This is a genomic window from Bifidobacterium longum subsp. infantis ATCC 15697 = JCM 1222 = DSM 20088 (assembly GCF_000269965.1).
GTDB classification, from domain to species: Bacteria; Actinomycetota; Actinomycetes; order Actinomycetales; family Bifidobacteriaceae; genus Bifidobacterium; species Bifidobacterium infantis.
The window spans coordinates 974101-998851 of record NC_017219.1 but is presented as its reverse complement, the minus strand read 5'-3'; the positions used below and the strand labels follow the sequence as shown (position 1 = coordinate 998851).

Annotated in this window: 18 protein-coding genes and 1 pseudogene; 8 read left to right on the top strand and 11 right to left on the bottom strand. The window is 62.9% G+C overall.

Features of this window, described 5'->3' with window-relative positions; genetic code table 11:
• The first annotated feature begins 59 nt into the window (after positions 1 to 59).
• On the top strand, positions 60 to 2339 hold the full coding sequence (locus BLIJ_RS04310) for a HelD family protein (RefSeq protein ID WP_014484716.1): 2280 nt from the start codon (positions 60 to 62) through the stop codon (positions 2337 to 2339).
• 10 nt (positions 2340 to 2349) lie between these two features.
• Positions 2350 to 3549 (top strand): phosphoglycerate dehydrogenase, encoded by a 1200-nt coding sequence (serA, locus tag BLIJ_RS04305; protein ID WP_012577220.1) that lies wholly within the window; start codon positions 2350 to 2352, stop codon positions 3547 to 3549.
• A 132-nt stretch (positions 3550 to 3681) separates the two neighbouring features.
• Here the strand turns inward: serA and nrdR are convergent, their stop codons facing one another.
• Both nrdR and BLIJ_RS04295 read right to left on the bottom strand, forming a co-directional pair.
• Entirely contained in the window at positions 3682 to 4122 is a 441-nt protein-coding gene (nrdR, locus tag BLIJ_RS13030; RefSeq protein ID WP_014484715.1) for a transcriptional regulator NrdR, read from the bottom strand.
• 52 nt (positions 4123 to 4174) lie between these two features.
• Complete coding sequence (locus tag BLIJ_RS04295; RefSeq protein ID WP_041981798.1) at positions 4175 to 4525, bottom strand: LysM peptidoglycan-binding domain-containing protein; 351 nt, start codon at positions 4523 to 4525, stop codon at positions 4175 to 4177.
• A gap of 150 nt (positions 4526 to 4675) precedes the next feature.
• Between BLIJ_RS04295 and lexA the strand changes: the two genes are divergently transcribed.
• Both lexA and BLIJ_RS04285 read left to right on the top strand, forming a co-directional pair.
• Positions 4676 to 5401, top strand: a complete 726-nt coding sequence (gene lexA, locus BLIJ_RS04290) for a transcriptional repressor LexA (protein WP_012577217.1) — start codon at positions 4676 to 4678, stop codon at positions 5399 to 5401.
• Between the two features lie 165 nt (positions 5402 to 5566).
• Positions 5567 to 6505, top strand: coding sequence for a cation diffusion facilitator family transporter (locus BLIJ_RS04285; protein ID WP_012577216.1), 939 nt, complete (start codon positions 5567 to 5569; stop codon positions 6503 to 6505).
• Positions 6506 to 6645: 140 nt separating this feature from the next.
• On the opposite strand, the gene BLIJ_RS04280 is transcribed toward BLIJ_RS04285, so the two are convergent.
• Together BLIJ_RS04280 and hflX are read right to left on the bottom strand one after the other, a co-directional pair.
• A complete protein-coding gene (locus tag BLIJ_RS04280) occupies positions 6646 to 7608 on the bottom strand; it encodes an L-lactate dehydrogenase (RefSeq protein ID WP_012577215.1) in 963 nt (320 codons plus the stop codon).
• A 180-nt stretch (positions 7609 to 7788) separates the two neighbouring features.
• A complete protein-coding gene (gene hflX / locus BLIJ_RS04275; protein WP_012577214.1) occupies positions 7789 to 9294 on the bottom strand; it encodes a GTPase HflX in 1506 nt (501 codons plus the stop codon).
• A gap of 158 nt (positions 9295 to 9452) precedes the next feature.
• Here hflX and BLIJ_RS04270 point away from each other — a divergent pair, with 158 nt between their 5' ends.
• Genes BLIJ_RS04270 through BLIJ_RS04260 form a run of 3 tightly spaced genes read left to right on the top strand, consistent with a single transcriptional unit; the run spans position 9453 to position 15230 of the window.
• A complete protein-coding gene (locus BLIJ_RS04270; protein WP_012577213.1) occupies positions 9453 to 10109 on the top strand; it encodes a class I SAM-dependent methyltransferase in 657 nt (218 codons plus the stop codon).
• On the top strand, positions 10099 to 14235 hold the full coding sequence (locus BLIJ_RS04265) for a DUF3418 domain-containing protein (protein WP_012577212.1): 4137 nt from the start codon (positions 10099 to 10101) through the stop codon (positions 14233 to 14235). Before BLIJ_RS04270 ends, BLIJ_RS04265 begins: the two co-directional genes overlap by 11 nt.
• Positions 14236 to 14237: 2 nt before the next feature.
• Entirely contained in the window at positions 14238 to 15230 is a 993-nt protein-coding gene (locus BLIJ_RS04260; protein ID WP_012577211.1) for a LasA N-terminal domain-containing protein, read from the top strand.
• Positions 15231 to 15337: 107 nt separating this feature from the next.
• Here the strand turns inward: BLIJ_RS04260 and BLIJ_RS04255 are convergent, their stop codons facing one another.
• The 6 genes from BLIJ_RS04255 to glnA all read right to left on the bottom strand — a co-directional run bounded on the left by BLIJ_RS04255 (position 15338) and on the right by glnA (position 23583).
• Positions 15338 to 17020, bottom strand: coding sequence for a dipeptide ABC transporter ATP-binding protein (locus BLIJ_RS04255; protein WP_012577210.1), 1683 nt, complete (start codon positions 17018 to 17020; stop codon positions 15338 to 15340).
• A 90-nt stretch (positions 17021 to 17110) separates the two neighbouring features.
• The gene (locus BLIJ_RS04250; protein WP_012577209.1) at positions 17111 to 18778 is read right to left on the bottom strand and encodes an ABC transporter substrate-binding protein; all 1668 of its coding nucleotides are present in this window, start codon (positions 18776 to 18778) and stop codon (positions 17111 to 17113) included.
• A 74-nt stretch (positions 18779 to 18852) separates the two neighbouring features.
• Complete coding sequence (locus tag BLIJ_RS04245) at positions 18853 to 19854, bottom strand: ABC transporter permease (protein WP_012577208.1); 1002 nt, start codon at positions 19852 to 19854, stop codon at positions 18853 to 18855.
• Positions 19851 to 20774, bottom strand: a complete 924-nt coding sequence (locus BLIJ_RS04240) for an ABC transporter permease (RefSeq protein ID WP_012577207.1) — start codon at positions 20772 to 20774, stop codon at positions 19851 to 19853. The genes BLIJ_RS04245 and BLIJ_RS04240 overlap by 4 nt, the downstream gene beginning before the upstream one ends.
• 240 nt (positions 20775 to 21014) lie before the next feature.
• Entirely contained in the window at positions 21015 to 22226 is a 1212-nt protein-coding gene (locus BLIJ_RS04235; protein ID WP_012577206.1) for an MFS transporter, read from the bottom strand.
• A gap of 19 nt (positions 22227 to 22245) precedes the next feature.
• Positions 22246 to 23583 carry a type I glutamate--ammonia ligase gene (glnA, locus tag BLIJ_RS04230; protein ID WP_012577205.1) on the bottom strand — a complete coding sequence of 446 codons (1338 nt, stop codon included), beginning with the start codon at positions 23581 to 23583 and terminating at the stop codon, positions 22246 to 22248.
• Positions 23584 to 23730: 147 nt separating this feature from the next.
• Between glnA and BLIJ_RS04225 the strand changes: the two are divergent.
• Positions 23731 to 23892: pseudogene (locus BLIJ_RS04225) on the top strand (DUF2252 family protein); the annotation flags it as partial.
• A 103-nt stretch (positions 23893 to 23995) separates the two neighbouring features.
• Here the strand turns inward: BLIJ_RS04225 and priA are convergent.
• Positions 23996 to 24721, bottom strand: coding sequence for a bifunctional 1-(5-phosphoribosyl)-5-((5-phosphoribosylamino)methylideneamino)imidazole-4-carboxamide isomerase/phosphoribosylanthranilate isomerase PriA (gene priA, locus BLIJ_RS04220; RefSeq protein WP_012577204.1), 726 nt, complete (start codon positions 24719 to 24721; stop codon positions 23996 to 23998).
• Between the last annotated feature and the right edge of the window lie 30 nt (positions 24722 to 24751).

Sequence of the window (24751 nt, the reverse complement as noted above, 5' to 3'; positions counted from 1 at the left end):
CGGTAAATTTGAATGCCTTAAGTTTTTCTGCCCCACGGAAATGGAACGAAGAGAACAGCATGTCGAGTTACGCCTCCCAGCTGCATGAGGAGCAGCAGGCCGTCGATCGCGCCTATGGACGATTGGACGATCTGCGAGCCGAAATGTGGCAACGCCTGGACACCGTACGCGCCGCCGGCTCCCACGGATCCCCCACGCAACGCAGCGAACGAGACTCCTTTGCCACAATGTACGAAAACCGCCTCACGCAATTGCGCAGCGTTGAGGATCGGCTGGTGTTTGGCCGCCTCGATGCCAAGAACGGCGACCGTCATTACATCGGCCGCATCGGCCTGTCGAGCCCGGACCATGAGCCGATTCTGACCGACTGGCGTGCCGAAGCCGCACGTCCTTTCTATGAGGCGACCCCCTCCAATCACGGCGACATCGTGATGCGCAGGCATATCACCTTGAGTTTCCGCGAAGTCGTGGGCGTTGAGGATGAGGTGCTCGACGTGCATTCAGACCAGGTCGGCCAGGCGTCTTCCGCCGGCACATTGACCGGCGAGGGTGCGCTGCTGGCTTCGTTGAGCTCACGCCGCACCGGCAAGATGACCGATATCGTGGCCACCATTCAGGCCGAGCAGGACCGCATCATCCGCTCCGACATGAATCGCGCCGTGGTGGTGCAGGGCGGCCCCGGCACCGGCAAGACGGCAGTGGCGCTCCATCGCGCCGCCTACCTGCTGTACACGCACCGGCGCACGCTGGAACGTTCCGGCGTGCTGGTGGTTGGCCCTAGCTCGGCGTTCCTGCACTACATTGATCAGGTGCTGCCCTCCTTGGGCGAGACCGGCGTGGTCTCACGCACCATCAGCGATCTGATTCCCGGCATCACCGCCACGGCGGTCGACTCCCCTTATGCAGCCAAGCTCAAAGGCGACCGACGCATGACCTCCGTAGTGGCCAATGCCATCGCCGCACGCGTGCGTGTTCCCGCTGCTCTGCCGACAGTAACCATTAGCGGCATTCAGGTACCGATGCTGGCCACTGATATCGAACAGGCGCAGGCGGACGCGAAGCGCACCCGGCAACCTCATAACAAGGCCCGCGAGACCTTTATCCGTTCGATGCTGACCAGCATGCAGAACCGTTATGCCGAACAGCTTGATTACACGCCGGATCAGGCGGAGCTGAACCGCGCGATGTCGCTGCTGCGTATGAACGAGCAGGTGCGCAAGACCCTGAACCTGTGCTGGCTGCCGATGACCGCCCCATGGCTCATCGATCAGCTGTTCGCCCATCCCGAACGTCTGAAGTCTCTGGCTGGTTGGCTGACCGACAACGACATCGCGGCACTTGCCCGCCCCAAGGGCTCCCCGCTGACCCGTTCCGATATTCCGCTGCTCGACGAAGCGATGGATATGCTGGGCCCCGATCCCAAGACGGTGGCCCGCCAGTCCGCCGCCGACGCACGTCGTGCCGCCGAAGAGCAGTATGCCAAAGACACGCTGGCCGCGACCGGTCTGGGTGGAGGCATCGTCTCCAGTCAGATGCTGCTCGACCAGATGAACGGGGACGACGCTGAGCTGACCGCGCAGCGGGCCGCGGCCGACCGTGAATGGACCTACGGGCACATCGTGGTCGATGAAGCGCAGGAACTGACCGCCATGGACTGGCGTATGTTGATCCGCCGTTGCCCCTCCCGCTCGTTCACCATCGTGGGCGATGTGGCGCAGACTTCGGCGCTGGGTGGCACCCGACGCTGGAGCAAATCGATGAACCGCCTGTTCGGAGAAAGCCACTGGGATCTGAACGAGTTGACCATCAACTACCGCAATCCGCAGGAAGTTTCCGAACTTGCCTCACGATTCGCCGAGAAGGAAGGCCTCTATATCTCCACGGTCAATGCGGTGCGCACCATCCCCGATTCGGTGTCCCGCAACGTGGTGCCCGACATGTCGTCCTTGCTGGAAACGACGGCCGAGCAGGCGGCGCAGCTTGCCGAACAATTCGTTTCGGCAGACGGCACCGGCCGCATCGCCGTCATCTGTCCGGATGATCTCATCGCCCCGGTGCGCGACGCCGTGCGCCGCAAACTGGCCGCCATTCTTGACCCGGCCGAATACGCAAGGCTCATCGAGCAGCCCGAATGGGATGAGCAAATCAGCGTCTGCGGCACCGAAACGGTCAAGGGTCTGGAGTTCGATGCCGTCGTGGTGGTCGAGCCCGGTCTCATCGGGGATGACGCGCCGAGCCGCCCGGTCGCCGCTTCGGACCTGTACGTGGCAATGACCAGGCCGACCCAGAAACTGGTTATAGTTCGGACAAAAACAGACGAGAAGTCCCTGAACATCTAAGGTATGAAGCATGCCCAAAGCACTGTTATTGGAAAACATTCACCCCGACGCGGCCAAGTCGTTGCGTGACCACGGTTTCGAAGTCGAGACCATGAAGGGCGCCTTGAGCGAGGACGAGCTCATCGACGCGCTGGATGGCGTGGACCTGGTGGGCGTGCGGTCCAAGACCAACGTCACAGCCCGCGTGCTGGATGCGCGTCCTACGCTCAGCGCCATCGGCTGCTTCTGCATCGGCACCAATCAGGTCGACCTGGAGTACGCCGGCAAGCGTGGCATCGCCGTGTTCAACGCTCCCTACTCCAACACCCGTTCCGTGGTGGAATTGGTGATTTGCGACATCATCTGCTTGATGCGCCGCATTCCCGCACACACGCATCACATCAAGCATGGCCTGTGGGACAAGTCCGCTTCCGGCTCGCATGAAGTGCGCGGCAAGACCCTCGGCATCATAGGCTACGGCAACATCGGCTCCCAGCTGTCGGTACTGGCCGAGGCCCTCGGCATGCGCGTGGTGTTCTACGACATTGAGGAGAAACTGGCACTGGGCAACGCCCACCGTTGCGACACCCTCAACGAACTGCTGGAGCAGTCCGATGCCGTGACCCTGCACGTGGATGGCCGCAAGTCGAACACCGGCTTCTTCGGCGAAGACCAATTCGCCCACATGAAGCAGGACGCGATTTTCATTAACCTTTCGCGCGGTTTCGTCGCCGATCTGGGAGCTCTGAAGCAGCACCTCGATTCCGGCCATCTGTCTGGCGCGGCGGTCGACGTGTTCCCCGTTGAACCGAAGAAGAGCGGAGATCCGTTCGAGACCTCACTGGCCAATGAAGACAATATGATTCTGACTCCTCATATTGGCGGCTCCACCTTGGAAGCTCAGGAATCCATCGGCCATTTCGTCTCTCAGCGTCTTGAGGATTACTGGTTCAGGGGTTCTACCTCCTTGTCCGTGAACCTACCGCAGATCAACCTCGGTGAGTGCGAGGGTGTGTGCCGTATCGCCCATCTGCACGACAATCTTCCTGGTGTGCTGGCTCATGTCAATCGTGTGCTCGGCGAGGAGAACATCAACGTTTCCTTCCAGTCGCTGGCCACCGAAGGCGAACTTGGCTATGTGGTCACCGACGTGGCTCAGAAGCCCAGCGCCGCCACGCTTGAAGCACTGCGCAGCATCGAGGGCACCATTCGCATGCGTGTCATCAGCTGACGCAGCTCATCCTCGATTGATATGAAAGAGACCCGTCGTTGACGGGTCTCTTTCATAAGTGCAGGGCTTCATGATTGGCGCGCACCATGGTTTGCGAATCACTCGCATATCACGGTGCATGGCATTCGAATATTATTCACGCAAACCATCAATGGCGCTTTGGAAATCCTCCAGACCTGCAAAGTTCTGGTACACACTCGCGAATCGAAGGTACGCCACCACATCCAAGTCACGCAACGGTTTCAGGATGGCTTTGCCCACTTCGTCTGAGGTGACTTCGGCAAGGCCTCGGGAGCGAAGATCCTCTTCGACTTTCTGTCCCAGCAGCTTCAGATCCTCTTCTCTGACCGGCCGCCCCTGGCAGGCTTTGCGTACGCCGGAAATCACTTTGTCTCTGCTGAATGGCTCCACGCCACCCGAACGTTTAGTGACCAGCAGCATACTGGTTTCCACCGTGGTAAAACGCTTGTTGCATTTCGGGCATACGCGACGCCGACGGATGGAATGACCGTCATCGCTAATGCGCGTATCAATGACTTTGGTGTCGGGGTTCTGGCAAAAAGGACAATGCATGCTCCCCAGAATAACGTGTACGGGCGGAAAAACCATGCCGATCGGGTTTCATCTACTCAGCCGGAACAATAATGCGCTGCCCGGCCTGCAATGATCCGGACTCAAGATTGTTCAACGCAATCAGTTCATCCACCGTTTCCGATACATCATGACCAGCAGGCGTGATAGCCGAAGCATATGACCAGAGCGTATCCCCCGGCCGCACGATATAACCGGTCACCTGCGTGGCCCCCGTATCCGATTGGGCCCGCTGAGCGGTAAACGCGCCGAAACCACACCAGGCAAGCGCCAAGGCGACCATCACTGCGATAATCCTCCCACGCACATTCCGGCGGGACGTTCCAGCATGCTGCATAGCTACACGTGCGCTACAGGCCGGGGCCATCACCATTGAACCAGTCATCACGACCACCTCTCTCGAACAGATGTTCTATCGAACAACTGTTCTTATAATGGCACAAATGTTCGACACGGTCAAGTCGAAACTCGAACAGATGTTTGATTTCACGCGAACAACACGTTATGCTGGTGGCATAACGAAAGGAGCCCTGACGTGAGCACCATTCCCTTCTCCCCCAAGCAGAAGCCGGACGAGTCCACCCTAACCGACCGCCAGCGCAAAGTGTTGGACGCCATTCGCACGCATATCGACGAACAAGGCTTCGCTCCCTCTTTCCGGGAAATCGGAAATGCCGCCGGGCTCAAAAGTCCGTCTTCGGTCAAGCATCAGCTACAAGTTTTGGAAGACAAGGGCTTCATCCGCATGAACGCGAACAAGGGTCGCGCCATCGAGGTGGTGGCAGGATCCGCCCCGAATCCCGAAAAGCCCTCCCAAGCCAGCGAAGAGGCAACCAGCACCAGTAATGTGGCGGAGATATACCAATTCCCCGCCGAAGCCATTGCCGAATCACACGATGTGCCGCTCGTCGGCCGTATTGCCGCCGGTGTGCCAATTACCGCCGAACAGCATGTGGACGACGTCATGCGTCTGCCGGAACGGCTGACCGGCTCCGGCACCCTGTTCATGCTGGAAGTCCACGGTGATTCCATGGTGGATGCCGCTATCTGCGATGGCGACTATGTGGTGGTGCGAGAACAGAATTCCGCCGTCAACGGAGATATCGTCGCCGCTCTGCTGGATGACGAGGCCACGGTGAAGACCTTCCGCAAGGAAAACGGCCATGTCTGGCTGATGCCGCACAACCCCGCATACTCGCCCATCGACGGCACACATGCAACGATTATGGGCAAGGTGGTCACCGTACTGCGCAAATTGTAGCCTGTTCGCCACCAGCTGATCAGCGTGCGCTGAATCGCGCTGGTCGTGCTATAGTCGCACACAGCTTACGAAACCCCGGCCTCGCGCCGGGGTTTCGTCGTATTCAGACCATATCGCAAATGGTATTGAGAAGCGGTTTCAACTCGATAGAGCGAAGGAGTACATATGGCTCATACCCATGCACCCGCATCATCCACATCCGTAGACCCTGCCGCGCATCAGCGCAGGCTGATTGCCACGTTGACCGTCACCGGTTCGGTCTTCCTCATCGAAGTGGTGTCGGCCGTTTTAACCGGCTCACTGGCCCTGCTGGTGGATGCCGGTCATATGCTCACCGACATGTCCGTGCTGGTGGCATCCACAATCACCGCCATACTGATGCGCCGCAAGCCCAACAACACTCGTACTTGGGGCTGGGCCAGGCTTGAGGTGCTCACCGCTGCCGCAGGTGCCGTGGTGCTGCTCGTCGTTGGCATCTATGCGTTGGTGGAGGCCGGCATGCGTCTGTTCGGCGGTTCCAAAGCGGAAATCGACGATATCGGCTTGCTGCTGTTCGTGGGCATTCTGGGTCTTGCCGCAAATATCATCTCGATTTTCATCCTTGCCTCGCAGCGCGAAGACAACATGAATATGAAGGCCGCGTTCCTCGAGGTGATGAATGACGCACTTGGCTCGGTGGCCGTGGTGGCCTCTGCCCTGGTAATGATCTCCACCGGATGGAATGGCTTCGACGCCGTGGCCGGTGCCGTCATCGCACTGATGATGATTCCGCGCGCCATCAAGTTGCTGCACAACGCGGTCAAGGTGCTGCTGGAGGAAACGCCGGATGGACTTGACCTCGATAAGGTACGCGAACATCTGGAAAGCATGCCGCATGTGCTTGCCGTGCATGACCTCCACGCCAGCACGGTGTCCACCGGCATGCCGATTCTGATGGCCCACGTGGTAGTTGACAAAGACCTCACCATGGAAGATGCCGCCACAATCCTCACCCAACTGCAGGATTGCCTGCGCGAGCACTTCCCGGTCTCGATCCCCCACACCACCTTCCAGCTCGAGCCCGAGGGCTATAGCTCCCACTCCCCCAACGAATTCCACGAATAAAAAAATGCTCTCAACGGGAGCATTCAGCAGGGTATAGAAAATCGCTGCACATGCGCGACCTTCGTGCCGCACAAAGTGAAGGCCTACAAAATAGGTCGAGCCTTGTGCGGTGCGAAAGGCGCTCCGTACAGCGATTTTTATCAGAAGCCGAACTGGGCGGCGGTTTCCTTCAGCGTCTCGGCGGAGCGCTTCAGGGCGGCGAGCTCCTTGTCGGAGACCGGGGTGTTGATGGTGTTGTTGACGCCCTGACGGTTCAGGAGGGTCGGCACGGACATGCAGATGTCGGAGATGCCGTGGAAGTCCTTGAGCATGGAGCTCACCGGCAGGATGCGGTTGGTGTCGCGCAGCACGGCTTCGATGATGTCGACGCCGGACATGCCGATGGCGTAGTTGGTGGCACCCTTACCGTTGATGATCTTGTAAGCGGCGTTCTTGACTTCCTGGTGGATCTCCTCGCGCTTGGCGGCGTCGAGCGGATCGTGGCCGGGCAGCGGGGTCCAGTCGCACATGGGGACGCCGCCGATGGTGGCGGACTCCCACAGCGGGACTTCGGAGTCGCCGTGCTCGCCGGCGATGTAGGCGTGCACGTTCTTGACGTTGACGCCGGTCTGCTGGGCGATCAGGAAGCGCAGACGAGCGGAGTCCAGGTTGGTGCCGGAACCGAAGACCTGGTTCTCGGGCAGACCGGTGAGCTTCTGAGCCACGTGGGTGGCGATGTCGACCGGGTTGGTGATGAGCATGTAGATGGCGTTCGGAGCCACCTTGACCAAGTTCGGCATGATGGCCTTGAGGATGTTGACGGTAGCGCCAACGAGCTCCAGACGGGACTGGCCCGGCTTCTGACGCGGACCAGCGGTGATGACGACCATGTCGGCGTCACGGCAGATCTCAGGATCGTCGGAACCGTCGATGGACACGGTCGGGTAGAAGCTGGAGCCGTGCTGCATGTCAAGCACTTCGGCTTCCACGCGCTCCTTGGCGATGTCTTCAAGCACGATCTCGCGAGCGACGCCACGCTGGGCGGCGGCGAAGGCAAGGGTGGAGCCAACGGCACCGGCACCAATAACAGCAAGCTTCGTGGGCTTAACGGTAGTTTCCGCCATGATGGATGAACCTCTCTTCAAAGGCGGTCTGCTGATGAATGGCAGGCCTTGTAACTAACGTCTTCACTCTATAAACCCGCTAAGACGTTTTGCTACCAGCGCACCACCCTGTTTGATAACGGTATGGTAATGTTCTCAACGGTTGTTAGCGCTCCCAAACAAACTGTGATGTTTATCACGTTAGTCAATGGACTGTTCGACCACCTGAGCGGCAAGATGGGCGTCAACGTCCGCTTCAAGCAGTATGCCATCATCGCGGTACTCCACCTTGTCTACCTTGCCGTATTCGCGTACACGAGAGATCAGGGAGCCAGCGGTATACGGCAGCAGAGCGTTGACATGCACATGCGGGACCGGCAGCAGACTTTCGACCGCGGTACGCAGCTCGTCCAATCCCTCACCGGTATAGGCGGAGACGATGAACGCATCCGGCTGCAGTGCGGCAAGTCGTTCACGAGTTGTCTCGTCCGCCTGATCGGCCTTGTTGAATACGAGAATACGAGGAATCGAGGCCGTGCCTTCGATGTCCGCCAACACATCGTTGACCGCATCGACCTGAGAGAACGGGTCAGGGTGTGAGCCATCGACCACGTGCAGGATCACATCGGCCTCGGCCACCTCTTCCAGGGTGGATTTGAACGCCTCGACCAGCTGGGTGGGCAGGCGGCGCACGAAACCGACCGTGTCCACATAGGCGTAAGCGCGTCCATCGCGGGTTTTGGCGCGGCGCACGGCCGTGTCCAATGTGGCGAACAGCGCGTTTTCCACCAGTTCGGCCGAGCCGGTCAGACGGTTGGTCAACGAGGATTTGCCGGCGTTCGTGTAGCCGACCACGGCCACTGTGGGCAGGCCGAAGCGACGGCGCGAACCGCGCTTGACCTCACGCGCCGGGGCCATCTCACGAATCTGACGGCGCAGTCTGGCGATACGCGTGCGAATCACACGACGGTCCATTTCGATTTTGGTCTCGCCCGGGCCTCGCGATCCGATGCCCGCATCCGCGCCGGCCGCGCGACCGCCGGCCTGGCGGGACAGCGAACCACCCCAACCACGCAGTCGGGGCAGCATGTATTCGAGCTGCGCCAACTCCACCTGCGCCTTACCTTCACGCGAGGTGGCGTGCTGGGCGAAGATGTCCAGAATCACCGCGGTGCGATCCACCACCTTGACTTTGGCGGCGTCCTCCAATGCACGGCGCTGTGACGGCGGCAGGTCGTCGTCCACGATAATCGTATCGGCTTCCTCACGCGCCACGATGTCGGCAATCTCCTTGGCTTTGCCGGAACCAACGTACGTGGCTGCATCCGGCTTGGAGCGATGCTGCAGCAAACCATCGCATACCACCGCACCGGCGGTTTCGGCGAGCGCCGCCAACTCCCTCAACGATTCCTCGGCCTTGGCTTGCGTGGTGACGGCGGACGACCAGACGCCGACGAGCACCACACGTTCCAGACGCACCTTGCGGTATTCGACTTCGGTGACGTCCTGCAGCTCGCCGAGACCGGCGACATGCTTGAGCTCGTTGCGGGCCTCGCGCTCCTCCCATTCCTGGTTGGCGTCCTCATGCCAGCCGGTCGCGCGCTGGCTGTCGTCGAGCAGCACTTCGGACTGCCCGGCCAGCACACCTTCAGGGGTAACGTCGTTGTTGCCGCGGTCGATGTCGGTGTACTGGGTGTTGTCGGTCAAGTGCGCCTCGTTTGGTTGGAATGGTTCACGATTCTTCTATGGTCCTTTATTATCATCACATGAGGTGACATGCTGGCATAGATCGGCACGTACCGGCATAGGCCGGCTGATACAGGTCGGCATACGAGAGCGGCGAATCCCGCAGAAATGGAGCGACCATGGCAGAACAGTATTTCTCTGCGGAACCCGCGTCGAAGGATGTGCGCCGCACATTGAACGTAACGTTGCGCGGCCATGAGACGACCGCTCAGGTGTCGAACGGCGTGTTCTCCGGCTCGCGCGTGGACCTCGGTACGTCGGTATTGCTGAAGCATGCGCCCGAGCCGCCGCTTGCCGGCGATTTCCTGGATTTGGGCTGCGGCTGGGGCCCTATCGCCCTGACATTGGCGTTTGAGTCGCCCGAAGCGAACGTGTGGGCGGTGGATGTCAACGAGCGCGCGCTGGACCTGACCCATGCCAACGCACAGGCGAACGGCCGCACGAACATTCATACGGCTCAGGTGGACGAGTCCAGCACTCCCCTGCCCGCCGAGAACCAGCCGGCGTTCTGCGAGACGGTGCCGGGCGACCTCACGTTTGATGTGATTTGGTCGAATCCGCCGATCCGAGTCGGCAAGGAAGCGCTGCATACGTTGCTTATGGCTTGGCTGCCGAAGCTCAAAGTGGGCGGCGCCGCCTATCTCGTAGTGCAGAAGAATCTCGGCTCCGATTCGCTGATCCCCTGGCTGGACGATGCGCTCGGCGAGGGGTTCACTGCGAGCAAATACGCGAGCTCCAAGGGCTTCCGTATCATTGAAGTTCGTCATGAAATATGAGTATCCTGCAGAACTTCCCGTATCTGCCGCGCGTGATGAGATAGCCAGCGCGGTCAAACGTTCCCAAGTCGTTATTGTGTCCGGCCAGACCGGTTCGGGCAAAACCACACAGCTGCCGAAAATCCTGCTTGAGCTTGGCCGTGGCACGCACGGCAAGCAGATCGTGCACACCCAGCCTCGCCGCATCGCCGCGCGTACGGTGGCCGAACGTATCGCCTCGGAGATGGGCGTGAAGCTCGGTGACGAGGTCGGCTATCAGGTGCGTTTCACCGACGAAAGCTCGCCCAGCACACGATTGAGGGTCGTGACCGACGGTATTCTGCTCGCCCAGATCCAGCGCGATCCGAAACTCACCCAATACGATACGATCATCATCGACGAGGCGCATGAGCGCAGTCTTAACATCGACTTTCTGCTCGGCTATCTGACGGCACTGCTGCCTCAGCGCCGCGATCTGAAGCTCATCATTACCTCCGCGACCATCGATTCGGTCAAGTTCCAGGAGCATTTCGAGCACGCCTTGCATGAGAAGGTGCCGGTAATCGAGGTTTCCGGCCGCACCTTCCCCGTGCAGGTGGTCTATGAGCCGCTTGGCACCGCGCCCGCGTTGATGCGCGAAGTGCCGGGATTCGCGGTGGGCGCCCGCCCCGGCGACGCCGATTACGACGAGCTGGCCAGCGCCATCGCGGAATCCGATTCCGACCGGCCCCGCGGCCGGTCCGGCGACTCCTATGCCGATGACGGCATCACCGACATGCCCACGGCCGTGGCTCGAGCCTGCGCCGAACTGGTGATCCACTCCTCCCATGAGCGCGGTCCCCGCGATATTCTGGTCTTCGCTTCCGGCGAGCGCGACATCCACGAGTTCGAGGCCGCACTGCGGCATCATTACGGTCCGCGCGCCGACGACATGCGCCGACCGGACGCCATCGAGATCATGCCGCTGTTCGCGCGATTGTCCGCCGCCGACCAGCACAAGGTGTTCGAATCGCATTTGCATCAGCGCATCGTCATCGCCACCAATGTGGCTGAGACCTCGCTGACCGTGCCCGGTATCCGCTACGTGGTGGACCCCGGTTCCGCCCGTATCTCCCGGTATTCGAAGACCGCAAAGGTCCAGCGTCTGCCGATCGAGCCGATCAGCCAGGCCAGTGCCGACCAGAGGTCCGGCCGATGCGGCCGCGTGGCCGACGGCATCGCGATCCGCCTGTATTCGCGTGAGGATTACGAGACCCGACCGCGCTTCACGGAGCCGGAAATCCTGCGTACCTCGCTGGGTGCCGTGGTGCTTCACATGCTGTCGGTGGGCGTGGCCCGCACGGCCGAGGACGTCACGAACTTCGGGTTCATCGATCCGCCGGATATGAAGGCCGTGTCGGACGGTTTCAATGAGCTCACCGAGCTCAAGGCCATCGGCCGAAAGCGCGGCGAGGTGACGCTCACCCATACCGGCCGTCAGCTGGCGCGCATCCCCATCGACGTGCGTCTGGGACGTATGGTTATCGAGGCCGCGAAAACCGGTTCGCCGAATCTTCTGGCCCAGGTGCTCGTGGTCGTGGCGTTCCTGAGCTTGCAGGACCCACGTGAACGCCCGGACGACAAGCGTGAGGATGCCGACCGTATCCACAACCGATATGCGGATGAGACTTCCGATTTCCTGACGGCCCTGAACATCTGGGACCGCGTGTTCCAGGCGGACGGCGACCCGAGCAATAACGCGCTGCGCCGTATCTGCAAAACCGAGTATCTCAGCTGGCTGAGGATACGCCAGTGGAAGGATCTCGTCTCCCAGCTACGCCAGATGTGCCGGGAGCTGCGGTTCAAGGTCGGCGACCCGCTGCCCGCCTCCCGCCCAGGCTTGGAGATTCGCCAGATGCCGTTGAATCAGCAGGCCGCGCATTCGCTGTGCTGCTCGTGGGATGCGGATGGCATCCACAAGTCGATGCTCGCCGGATTGCTGTCGATGATGGGCATGCAGGTGGTGCGTGAGCCCAAGGCATCCGATTTCGCGGGGCTGACCGGTGCGGCGCGCGCCCGTGCGATGAAACGCGCCCAGAAGCAGTCGAAGAACGATTATCAGGGCGCGCGCGGCACCCGTTTCGCCCTGTTCCCCGCCTCCGCCGTGGCCAAGAAGACCCCGTCATGGGTGATGAGCACCGAACTGGTGGAGACCTCTCGCCTGTGGGCCCGCTATTCGGCGGCCATCGACCCGACGTGGGCCGAACCGCTGGCCGGCCAATTGACCCGCACCACGTATGCGGAGCCGCACTGGTCGGGTTCGCGTGGCTCGGCTGTGGCCACCGCGCGCGTGCTGCTGTATGGTCTGCCGATCGTACAGGACCGTGCCGTGCAGTGGGGACGCATCAATCCGCTTGAGGCGCGCGACTTCCTGATTCGCCAGGGTCTGGTCGAGGGCGATATTCAGCAGCGTTTCAGTTACGACGACTTTGTGGGCAAAAACCGCGACATTCTCGAGGATGCCGCCGATGATGCGAGCCGCACTCGCCAGCTGGCGGATACCGTGTCCGACGAGGATCTGTTCGACTTCTACAACGCGGTCATTCCCAACGATGTGACCAGCGTGGCCGATCTGGCGAAATGGTGGAAGTCCGAGCATGACCGTCAGCCGAATCTGCTTGATTTCGACCCGGCCAAGGTGGAGCGTCTGGCATCCAGCGATTCGGTGAGTCTGGACGATTACCCCGACCATTGGCATACGACCGGATCGGACGGCCAACCCATCGACCTGCGTTTGAGCTACGTGTACGATCCGGCCGACCCGGCCGACGGCGTCACCGTGCATGTGCCGTTGAAGGCGCTCTCGCGTATCACGCCCGACCAGTTCACATGGAATGTGCCGGGCCTGTTGGATGAGCTGATCCTGTCGATGATCAAGGCGCTGCCCAAGCAGCTGCGCGTCCAGTTCGTGCCGGCCCCGGATGCCGCGCGTGCGATTCGTGACTGGATCGACGAGCATTACCCGGATCTGCCGGGCTCGGGCTCGCAGCAGAAGCCGAATCTGCCGCCGGTGGATGAGGATGGCACGACCGTTGGCTGGCCCGATCTGGCACATGTGTTCACCAAGGCGGCCATCGCCACCAAGGGTGCGCAGATTCATCCCGAAGTGTTGGGGCCGGAACTGGTCGAGCGTCTTTCCCCGTATCTCAGGGTCACGTTCTCGGTGGAGCAGCAACTGCCGGCCGGCAAGCACCCTCGTGGACGCCGGCATGCGCGCGGCCCCGTCAAGGTGCTGGGTGTATCCAAGGATCTGAAGGCGCTGCAACGCAAGTTCGCCGCGCAGGCGGAGGCGTCGGCCCGTCAAATGGTCAAGAAGCAGGCCGATCAGGCTGGAGAGCAGGGCAAGCTGGTCAGTCAGGCGAACCTGTTGCATAAGGCGGGTGCCACCACCGAGTCCCGGGCCACGATGCTCTGGCGTGGCGCATTGGATGCGCTGCGGTTGCCGGCCGAACGCATTTCGTCGCGCTGGCTGGGTACCGAGGCGTTGATGCTGGCTTCTGCTCCGTACAAGTCCACCAAGGATCTGGTCGAAGACCTGCAGCTGGCCACGGTCAAACGGCTGATGCCGAATGTCGACAGGCTCTCGGACGATGAGGCGTTGGCCAATGCGGTGCTCGATGTGCGCGAAGTGTACGAGGACACCGTCTATCAGGTGGCGCATGACGTGATCGCCGTGCTCAAGGCTTATGCCGAAGTCGACAAGGCCACTGGCGGCAAGGCCGACTTGCCGATGCTGTCGGTGCTGCAGTCGGTGCGCGAGCACATCGCCACGCTGGTGTTCCCCGGATTCGTCGGGCGTACTCCCCCGGATGCGCTGGCGAACATCTCCCGATACCTGCAGGCCGATCTCATGCGCCTGGCCAAGGCGAAGACCGACAAGAACCGCGACGTGCGATGGGCGTGGGAGGCCGACGAGGCCCGCACGCTGGTCGACAAGGCGATGGCCAAGGCCAAGGCGGAGCCGGCCGGCCCTCGCCACGAGACGCTGATGAAGCAGGCGACCGCCGCCCGCTGGATGCTCGAGGAATTCTACGTGTCCCTGTGGGCGCAGGAACTCGGCACCGCCAAGCCGGTGAGCCTGCAGCGCATCAAGAAGGCGCTGGCGTAGCGATGGCGACGACGCAACGGCGCAAGCCGGCCAATCCGCGCGGCAGGGCGAACGTGATTGTCGCGGGGCGGGGCGTGTCAGGCGGCAATCGCAAACGTCGCCCGGGCAAACGCCCGCGCAATCGCAGGTATCCGCTCAGCCCGGCGCGCTGGTGGAAGCGGGCCGGGTTGGCGCAGCGCGTCACGGCTGCGCTGGTCACCGTGGTGGCGGCCGCATGCGTGGTCGCGCTGGTCGTGGGCACTGTGCGGGTCGTCCAGTGGCGTCGCGACGTGCAGGAGGCCGAGGCCCGTCAGCTGCAGCTGACGCAGCAATACGATTTCAATCCCGGCGACATCATCTCGGACGGCCAGTTCTTCAACGCCAATGCGATGAGCGAGGCCGAGGTCCAGTCGTTCCTCGACAAGCAGGGCGCGGCGTGCAGCGGTTCCCGGTGCCTGAAAACCATGACCTTCGACACCGAGGACCAGGCGGCGAACGAGTATTGCGCGGCGTACGAGGGCGCGAGAAAGGAGACCGCGGCCGCGATCATCGACAAGTCGGCGCGCGCGTGCGGCATCAGCCAGAAGGTGCTGCTCACCGTGATGCAGAAGGAGCAGCACCTGGTCACGGCCGTCGATCCGACGGGCTTCCAGTACAAGGCCGCCATGGGGCTGAGCTGCCCGGACGACGCGAACTGCGATCCGGCCTATGCCGGCTTCTTCAGACAGGTGTACGGGGCGGCGCACCGCTACCAATACTACGTGGCACATGAAAGCGCCTACGGCTATCACGCCAACGCGCTGAACTACATCCAGTACCACCCGGATGCCGGGTGCGGCGGCACCAACGTGTACATCGAGAACACGGCGACCGCGCTGCTCTACATCTACACGCCCTACCAGCCGAACGACGCCTCGCTGGCGGCCGGGTTCGGCGAGGGCGACTCATGCTCCAGCTACGGCAACCGCAACTTCGCCCTCATATACACCAACTGGTTCGGTGCCGCGCGCCGATAGGGGCGGGAACGGCAAAAAACCGAAACCACGGTAAGGCTAGGTGTCATCCGCGTCGTCGCCGCCCCGCCGCACGGCCGGAGAGCCGGCCGGATGACGGGCGGCACGGCTCACAGGTCGATCTTCGGGGAGGCGTCGAGCAGGGTACGCGTGTACTCGGCCTTGGGATGGTTGAGCACACGGCCGGTCTCCCCGCTCTCCACGACGCGCCCGTGGCGCAGCACCGTGATCACGTCGGACACCTCCTGCACGATGCCCAGGTCATGGGTGATGAACAGGCATGCGAAACCGTGCTCGCGCTGCAGCCGGCGCAGCAGGTCGAGCACCTTGCGCTGCACGGTCACGTCCAGCGACGACGTCGGCTCGTCGGCGATGAGCAGCGACGGGTTGAGCGCCAAGGCGCGCGCGATGCCGACGCGCTGGCGCTGGCCGCCCGACAGCTGGTGCGGGAACCGGCCGGCCACATCGGCGGGCAGCTCCACCTGATCGAGCAATTCAAGGACGCGCTTGCGCCGGTCCGTCTCGCTGAGCCCGCCCTGCACGAGCATCGGCTCGCCGATGCTCCATGCCACGGACTTGCGCGGGTTGAGCGCCGATCCGCTGTCCTGGAACACATAGCCCATATGCTTCAGGATCTCGCGCTTGCGCCTGCCATGCGCCTTGGCGAGATCCTCCCCCTCGATGAGCACCGTGCCCGAGGTTGGCGCGAGCTGGCCGGAGATCACCTTGGCGATCGTGGTCTTGCCGGCTCCCGATTCGCCCACCAGCGCGCGGGTCCTGCCGGCCACCAAATCGAACGAGATGTCCTTGACGGCGAAGCTGCCGGCCTTGTACGACACGGCCACGTCGTTCACCTGCGTGATGCGCCTGCCGCCGCCGGGCGCGTCGCTTTCCGTGATGCGTTCGCCGCCGGCCGCATGTTCGCCGTCTGCCGCATGCTCGTCGATGCGCAGGCGCGGCACGGCGTCGAGCAGCATCCGCGTGTAGTCGTCGGACGGGTGGCGGAAGACCTGCGCGACGCTCCCCTGCTCGACGATCACGCCGTTGTGCATCACGTACACGTCCTGCGCGGCCTGCCACACCACGCCCATGTCGTGGGTGATGAGCAGCACGGCCAGATCGAGGTCGACCGCCAGCGAGGAGATCAGGGCGAGAATCGCCTTCTGCGTGGTCACGTCGAGCGCGGTGGTCGGCTCGTCGGCGATGAGTACCTTGGGTCGGTTGATGATCGCCATGGCGATCATCACGCGCTGCAGCTGGCCGCCCGACAGCTCATGCGGGTACGACGACCACACGCGTTCGGCGTCGTCGAGCCCGACCTCGCGCAGCTGTTCGAGCACCTTGGCCTTGCGCTCGGCGGCGCTGAGCTGCTTCTGGTGGTATTTGAGCGATTCCGCGACCTGTACGCCGAGCGTGAACACCGGATTGAACGCGGTGGACGGTTCCTGGAACACCGTGCCGATGTATTCGCCGCGGATGCGTTGCAGCGGCGCGTCGGCGGCCAGCAGATCGATGCCGCGGCCGGCGGCGTCCTTGCCGTCGCCGCCCGGACCGGAGTCCGGCCCGTCGTCCACAAGGGCGTCGTCAAGGTACGCGTGGCCCTTCACGCTGGCCACCGACGGATCGAGACGGGGCAGTGCCATCGCCGTCACCGACTTGCCGGAGCCGGATTCGCCGACCAGAGCGGTGATGCGCCCCGGGAACAGCCTGAGGCTGACGCCGTGGGTCACCTCCCGCTCGTCGAAGCTGACGGCCAGACCGTCCACGGTCACGATCGCGCGTGGTTCACTCATTGGAAGCTCCTTGGATGCACAAGCGTTGGAATGCGTCCGGCGCGCGCGAGCGGACCATGCCGCCGGCGCGCGCCGGATGCGGATGCCGGCTCAGTTCGCGCTGGCGAGCGAGACCTGCGTGTAGTCCGGGTACGCCGGGAAGTTGCCGATGACGAAGTTGGTCACGTTCGATCCGTGGATGAACGTGTTCTTCGAATAGATCAGCGGCACGACCGGCGCGTCGGCCATGATCGTCTTGTCGGCCTCGGCCCAGATCTTGCCGGCCTCGGTCTGATCGATGGTCTCGGTGGCCTTCTTGATCAGCTCGTCGACCTTCGGGTTCGCGTAACGGGCCAGGTTGTAGTTGCCGTGGCCGATCTGCGAGGAGTCGAACAGCGGGGAGATGTTGGCGTAGGGCGACGGGAAGTCGGGCTGCCACGAGCTGATGGCCAGATCGTAGTCGCCCTTGTCGTTGGTCAGCGTATCGGAATACACATCGTCGTTGAGTGTCTGGATGTCCACCTTGACGCCGGCCCGTTTGAGGCTCGTCTGGATCGAGGAGGCGGTTTCGGCCTGAGCGGAGGTGGCGATGAGCTTGAGGGTCGGGGCCTGCTCGCCCGACTCCTTGATCAGCTGCTTGGCCTTGTCCACGTCGCCGGTCGGATCGGCCTTGTACAGGTCGTAGTCCTCGCGGCCCTCGATGCCGGGCGTGATGAGCGTGGTGGCGAAGTTGCCGGCGATCTCGCCGCCGGAAGCCGTCTGGTAGGCCTTCTTGTCGACCGCGTACTGCAGCGCTTGGCGAATCTTCGCGTTCTTCACGTGTTGGGTGTTGATGGCGAGGTATTCCAGCGCGCCGTCGCCGCTGGTGGTCAGCAGCTTCTTGTAGTTCGGGTTGGCCTGCGCCTGCGCGAGCTGCGCGGCCGGCACGAATCCGGACAGGAACGAGTTCTTGCCCTCACCGGTACCCTGCATGATCGACTGGGCGGCCACCGAGGTGTCCTGTCCCATCTTGAACACGATCTTGTCTGGGCCCGCGGTGCGCACCGGATCGGTCTTCTTGTCCCAGTAGGTGTTGCGCACGAAGACGGCCTGCTTGCCAGCCTCGTTCGACTCGACCTTGTACGGGCCGGAGGCCACCGGCAGCTTGCCGTAGCCGGACGCCGGGCCCTTGCCGTCGGGCACGGGGGTGAACGCGGCGAGCGAGACGACCCACGGCCAGTCGCCGAACGGCGCGTTGAGGTGGAAGATGATGGTCTTGTCGTTCGGCGTCTCGATGGAGCTGAGCTCCTGGCCGTCGAACGGGCCGTGGTAGCCCTGCGCGCCCTCGAGCAGCGTCTTGTGGTAGCTCAGGCCGCCGGTCAGCGAGTCGGCGAAGGAACGCTCCAGCCCGTACTTGACGTCCTTGGAGGTGATGGGCGTGCCGTCGGAGAACTTGAGCCCGTCCTTGAGCGTGTACGTCCACGTCTTGCCGTCGTCGCTCGACTTGCCGGTGTCGGTGGCCAGATCGGGCACGACCTTCGTCTCGCCCTTGTCGGTGATCTTCCACGCGGTCAGGCGGCGGAAGATGTTGCCGTTCGTGGTGGTCGGCAGACCCTGGCTCTTGGCCGGGTCCAGATCCATCTCCGTGCTGGACAGCAGCACGTTCAGCGTGCCGCCCTTGACGGTGGTGCCGCTCGCCGAGCCGGTGGCGGCGTTGTCGTTGGACGCGCCGCAGCCGGACAGCGCCAGTACCGCGGCACAAGCCCCCGCCGCGAATACGCGCCATGCGTTGTTCTTCATGATGGTTTTCCTCTCTATCGGTGCCGGTCCGTGGAGCAGACCGGCAAGTATCGCGTGTTGCGGCCGCAGCCGCACTACTTCGTGCCGAGCGCGACCCTGGGGTCGAGCAGGCTGTAGCAGATGTCCACGATCAGGTTGGCGACGATGACCAGTACGGCGGCGAATATCGTCGCGCCGACCAGCACCTGCAGGTCGAGGTTCGACACGGAATCGAGCAGCAGCGAGCCGAGCCCCTGCATCGAGAACACCTTCTCGGTGAGCACCGCGCCGCCGAGCAGCCCGCCCAGATCGAGGCCGAACATGGTCATCACGGGCAGCAGCGCGTTGCGCAGCGCGTGCTTGAAGACGATCACCGATTCGGGCACGCCCTTGGAGCGGGCGGTGCGGATATAGTCCTGGCTCAGCTCGCCGATCATCTGCGTGCGGGTGACCCTGGTGTAGCCGGCGGCGCTGAGCACGGCCAGCACCAGCCACGGCAGCAGCAGATGCGTGAACCAGCCGACAGGGTCGTCGTGGAAGTTCACGTACCCGCCGCTGGGGAATATCTGCAGCACCAGCGAAAAGGCGATCACCGTCAGCAGGCCGATCAGGTATGACGGTGCCGAAACGCCCACGATCGACAGCCCGAGCAGCGTGCGGTCGATCAGCGTATCGCGCTTGAGGGCCGCCCACACGCCGGTCGCCACGCCGATGACCAGCCACAGCACGGCCGCGCCGACCGCGATCGACGCGGTGATCGGGAAGCGGTCGAGGATCAGCTGGCTCACCGATTCGTTGAGACGGAACGAATACCCGAGGCATGGCGCCGAGCAGACCACGGCGCCGCCGCCGCTGCCGAAGGTGCGCCCGACGAAGATGCCCGCCACGTAATTGCCCATCTGCTCGTACCACGGCTTGTCGGTGCCCATGAAGGCGGAGACCCGCTGCAGCTGCTCGGGCGTGCACGGCTTGCCGCACGACAGCTGCGCCGGATTGGTCGGCAGCAGGAAGAAGATCAGGAACAGCGCCAGCGTGATGAGCAGGATGACGACGATCGAGCTCGCCACGCGCTTGCCGATGTATTGCAGGATTCTCATGCACGCACCCCCTTGCGCGGGTCGATGGCGTCGCTCAGGCCATCGCCAAGCAGGTTGAAGCCGAAGGTCAGCAGGAACAGGGCGGCGCCCGGGAAGATCAGATACATCGGGTCGACCAGGGCCCACTGCACGGCGTCGGAGATGGACCGGCCCCATGAGGGCGTCGGCGGGTTCATGCCGACGCCGAGGAACGACAGGCCCGCCTCGGCGCCGATGCGCCCGGGGATCGACAGCGTGATGTTGACGATGAGCAGCGGCATGAGGTTCGGCAGGATCTGATGCCACAGCACATGGGCAGGCGAGGCGCCCATCACCTTGGACGCGACGGCGAAATTGCGCTTGCTCAGCGTCAGCGTCTGCCCCCGGACAAGACGCGCGATGCCGGGCCATCCGAAGAATCCGAGCACTAGCGTCAGCAGCACCGGCCTCGGGAAGCTCTGCGGCACCACCGCCGACAGCGCGATCGCGAAGATCAGGAACGGGAAGCCGAAGAAGACGTCCATCGTGCGCGAGATCAGCGCATCGACCAACCCGGGGAAATAGCCGGCCAGCAGCCCGAGCGCCACGCCGATGACCAGCGAGATGACCGACGAGACGACGCCGATGCCCAGCGAGATCCGTGAGCCGTACGCCACGATGGAGAACAGGTCGACGCCGCGCAGCGGGGTGACGCCGAACCAGTGCCGGGCACTGATGCCGCCGCCGAATCCGGCCGGCACCGACCCGGCACCCAAGGCCTCGGGATGCTCGGCGTACGGGTCGTTGCCGGTGATGGCCGACAACGGCCCGGCCAGCACCGCCAGCAGCACGAAGAACAGCACGATGGCGCCGCCGACCACTATCGATGAGCGAGCGCCGGAACGGAGAACGCGCCGCCGTCTTTCCGCCTTCGGCGCGGCTTTCGCAGTCGCATCCGTCATATTGTCATCCCCATTTTCACGCTGAACATGCCGATAATCATCAATCCGCGCAGGTGGGCGCCCGTGAGCCGGGTCCCCCTGCAGCCGGTGTCCTAACATTAAGGTTTCGCAGCAGGATGACATGCTGTGGCCTTATCGGTTATTTGGATAGCAGGTTATCAATGGACGGCAATCGGCGGATAAGGCATGCCGCGGGGACACGCGGGAAAAAACCTTCGTTCCCGCGCGTCACGCCACCCGTCATTCCCCGACCGGGCTGACGTACGGACGCAGCAGGGTCGTGGTGCCGACCGCGAGCAGCGCGAATATCGCGCCGAACGGACCAAGCCAAGCCAGACCAAGGGCGTCGTTGACCATGCCTCCGACCGCGGAGCCGATGGCGATGCCGATGTTGAACGACATGGAATTCAGGGAAGCGGCCAGATTCACCGAACCGGGGTGGGACTGGTACGCCACGTCCATGTACAGCACCTGGGAGGAGGCGTTCTGCAGGTACATGAACATGCCGAGCGCCACCAGCAGCAGAGCTCCGGCGACCGGCACCAGCGACGCGAACGCCAGTAGGCACAGGCAGACGGCCTGAGCGCCGTAGACCGGGCGCATGTGGGTCAACGGCTCCACGCCATGTCCCTTGTCGGCCAACGTGCCGCCGTACAGGTTGCTCCACAGGCAGGCGCAACCGTATATCACCAGGCCGATGCTGATCATGTGCTCGGGCACACCGATCTCGTCGCGCATGATAGGCGTCAGATAGGTGTAGAAGACATAGGATGCGGCCGCACCGAACACCACGTCCGCCACGCCAAGCTGGATGCGACGGTCGAAGAACAGGCGGAACTGCCGGAGGAACCCGATTCGCGCCGGGTGGGAATTACGCGGCAGCACCACGGCCATCAGCGCCATCAGCATGGCGGTGAGGATCGAAATCAGGGCGAAGGAGGCCCGCCAGCCGAAGGCGGCGGCAACCCAGGTGCCAACCGGCACACCGACCACGGAGGCGATGGAGAATCCCGAAAACACCCAGGCGATGAACTTGGTGCGGTATCTGTCCTCGGTCACGTCGGGCGCGAAGGTCATGGAAACGGCCACCAGCGTGCCGGACACCGACGCGATGAGCAGCCGGGCGACCAGCAGCACCGGATAGTTCGGCGCGAGGACGCACAGGACATTGCCCGCCAGGAACACGCCCATCAGCGCCATATAGGTGGCGAAGCGGGGGAACCGCGCCGACAGGGCGGAGCCGAGCGGCGTGCAGGGCGCGTACACGAACGCGAAGAGGGCCACCAGATTGCCCGCGGTCACCTCGGAGACCCGAAGGCCGGAGGCGATGTCGGGAAGGATGCCGACCACCACGAATTCGCTCATGCCCAGCATGAAGGTGACGGTCACCAGGACGGCGACCTGCGGGTTGAAGAAACGACCGGCACCTGCTCCGTCCATCGGTGCGTTCATCTCGGGACACTCTCCTCCATCACAGCTTCGGCAGGTACTTCTTCAGTTCGAACGGCGTGACCTGATGATTGTAGTCCTCCCACTCCTGGTGCTTGTTATCCAGGAAGTAGCCGAAGGCGTGTTCGCCAAGCACGTCGGCCACGAAGTCGGATTTCTCCATGATCTTCAGCGCCTCGTCCAGCGAGCGCGGCAGCGGCTGAATGCCCATAGCCTGACGTTCGCCGTCGGTGAGCTCCCACACGTCATCACTGGTGGGCTCGCCCAACTGCATCTGCTTATCGATGCCATCGAGACCGGCGGCCAACAGCACCGAGTAGGCAAGGTATGGGTTGGCCACCGGGTCGAGCGCACGGAACTCCATGCGCGCGGAGTTGCCCTTGCCCGGCTTGTACTGCGGGATACGCAGCAGCGCGGAACGGTTGTTGTGGCCCCAGCAGATGTAGCTCGGCGCCTCGTTGCCGCCCCACAGGCGCTTGTACGAGTTGACGTACTGGTCGGTGACCGCGCAGATTTCGGCCGCATGGTACAGGACGCCGGCGGCGAACTGGCGGGCGGTCAGGGACATGTTGAACTCCTGACCGGCCTCGTAGAAGGCGTTGGAATCGCCTTCGAACAGGCTCAGGTGCGTGTGCATGCCGGAACCGGGCGCGTCGGCCAGGGGCTTGGGCATGAAGCTGGCGTGGATGCCGCGCTCCAAGGAAATCTCCTTGACCACCGTACGGAATGTCATGATGTTGTCGGCCATGGTGAGCGCGTCCGCGTATCGCAGATCGATCTCGTTCTGGCCTGGCCCCGCCTCATGGTGCGAGTATTCCACCGAGATGCCCATTTGCTCGAGCATGTTCACGGTGGCGCGGCGGAAGTCCATGCCTGGGCTGCGCGGCACGTGGTCGAAGTAGCCGCCCTCGTCGATCGGGGTCGGGGTCTTGGACCAGTCGTCCTGGCTTTCGAACAGGTAGAACTCGATTTCCGGATGCACGTAGAACGTGAAGCCCTTGTCCTTGGCCTTGGCGAGCGTGCGCTTCAGCACATGCCGGGGATCGCCGAGCGAGGGTTCGCCGTCCGGGGTCAGGATGTCGCAGAACATGCGGGCCGTGCCTTGCGGGCCGCCCCGCCACGGCAGAATCTGGAACGTCGAAGGGTCGGGCTGGACGATCATGTCGTCCTCGGATACACGGGTCATGCCCTCGATGGCGGAGCCGTCGAAGCCGAGCCCCTCCTCGAACGCGGCTTCCAGTTCGGCCGGAGCAATCGCCACGGACTTCAGTGTTCCCAACACGTCCGTGAACCACAGACGAATAAAGCGCACGTCGCGTTCTTCGACCGTGCGCAGCGCAAACTCCTGCTGTTTATCCATAGTCGCCTATCGTTCCATAACCGTGTTACGAGGGGCGTTAACATCTCACTGTTCGTCACCAGCGAGTCGCGATATTTCATCAACATGCCCCGGTCCGCATGTCAGGCATGGCTCGGGCCCATGCCGGCACGGCACTATGGTAGTGACTATGAGCGAACCGGCGATTCGATCGCGATCGCCAATTACATGGGTGGCACCGACGAATTCGATCAGGCCATCGCCTCATTCGCCGTCAGCTACGCCGAACAGAATGATGAAGACTACGCCGTCTTCAAGAAACTCCTCAAATCCGGCGACCTCCCGTGCTGAGCCGTTAAGCGGACAGCCCAGTGGGCTGTCCGTAGGCGAGACCTGAGTGAAGCGATAGCTGAGCGAAGGCAGATTAACAGTCTCGCCAAGGCGAGTCCTTTGCCTACTTCGCGACTGCGAGCGCTTCCTGGAGCGTGAACGCACGTGCATAGAGGGACTTGCCGAGGATGGCAGAATCAACACCAATTTCAGCCAGTTCCTTGATGGCGCGCAAATCGTCCAGCTTGGAGATACCACCGGAAGCCGTGACCTTGGCGTCGGTGCGTTCGGCGACTTCACGCAGCAGTTGGATGTTCGGGCCGGACATCATGCCGTCCTTGGCCACGTCGGTGACCACATAACGCGAGCAGCCCACGGAGTCAAGGAACTTCATGGTCTCAAACAGGTCACCGCCTTCGCGTGTCCAGCCGCGCGCCGCCAGTGTGTGACCGCGCACATCCAGACCAACAGCCACGCGGTCGCCGTACTTCTTGATGACCGAAGCGGTCCAATCCGGATTCTCCAAAGCGGCGGTGCCGATGTTCACTCGGGCGGCACCGGCCTCAAGGGCCGCGTCCAACGAAGCGTCATCGCGCACGCCGCCGGACAGTTCGATGTTCACGCGGTCACCAAGCTCGTGAACGATTTCTCGCAGCTGATCGCGATTGTTGCCCGTACCAAAAGCGGCATCAAGGTCGACCAGGTGAATCCATTCGGCACCGGCCTCAACCCAAGTACGGGCGGCCTCGAACGGCGAACCGTAATCGGTTTCGGAACCGGATTCACCCTGGCGTAGGCGCACGGCCTTGCCATCGCGTACATCGACGGCGGGCAGCAGAGTCAACGACATAAGAAGAGCCTTTCTTCAGTTACATATACA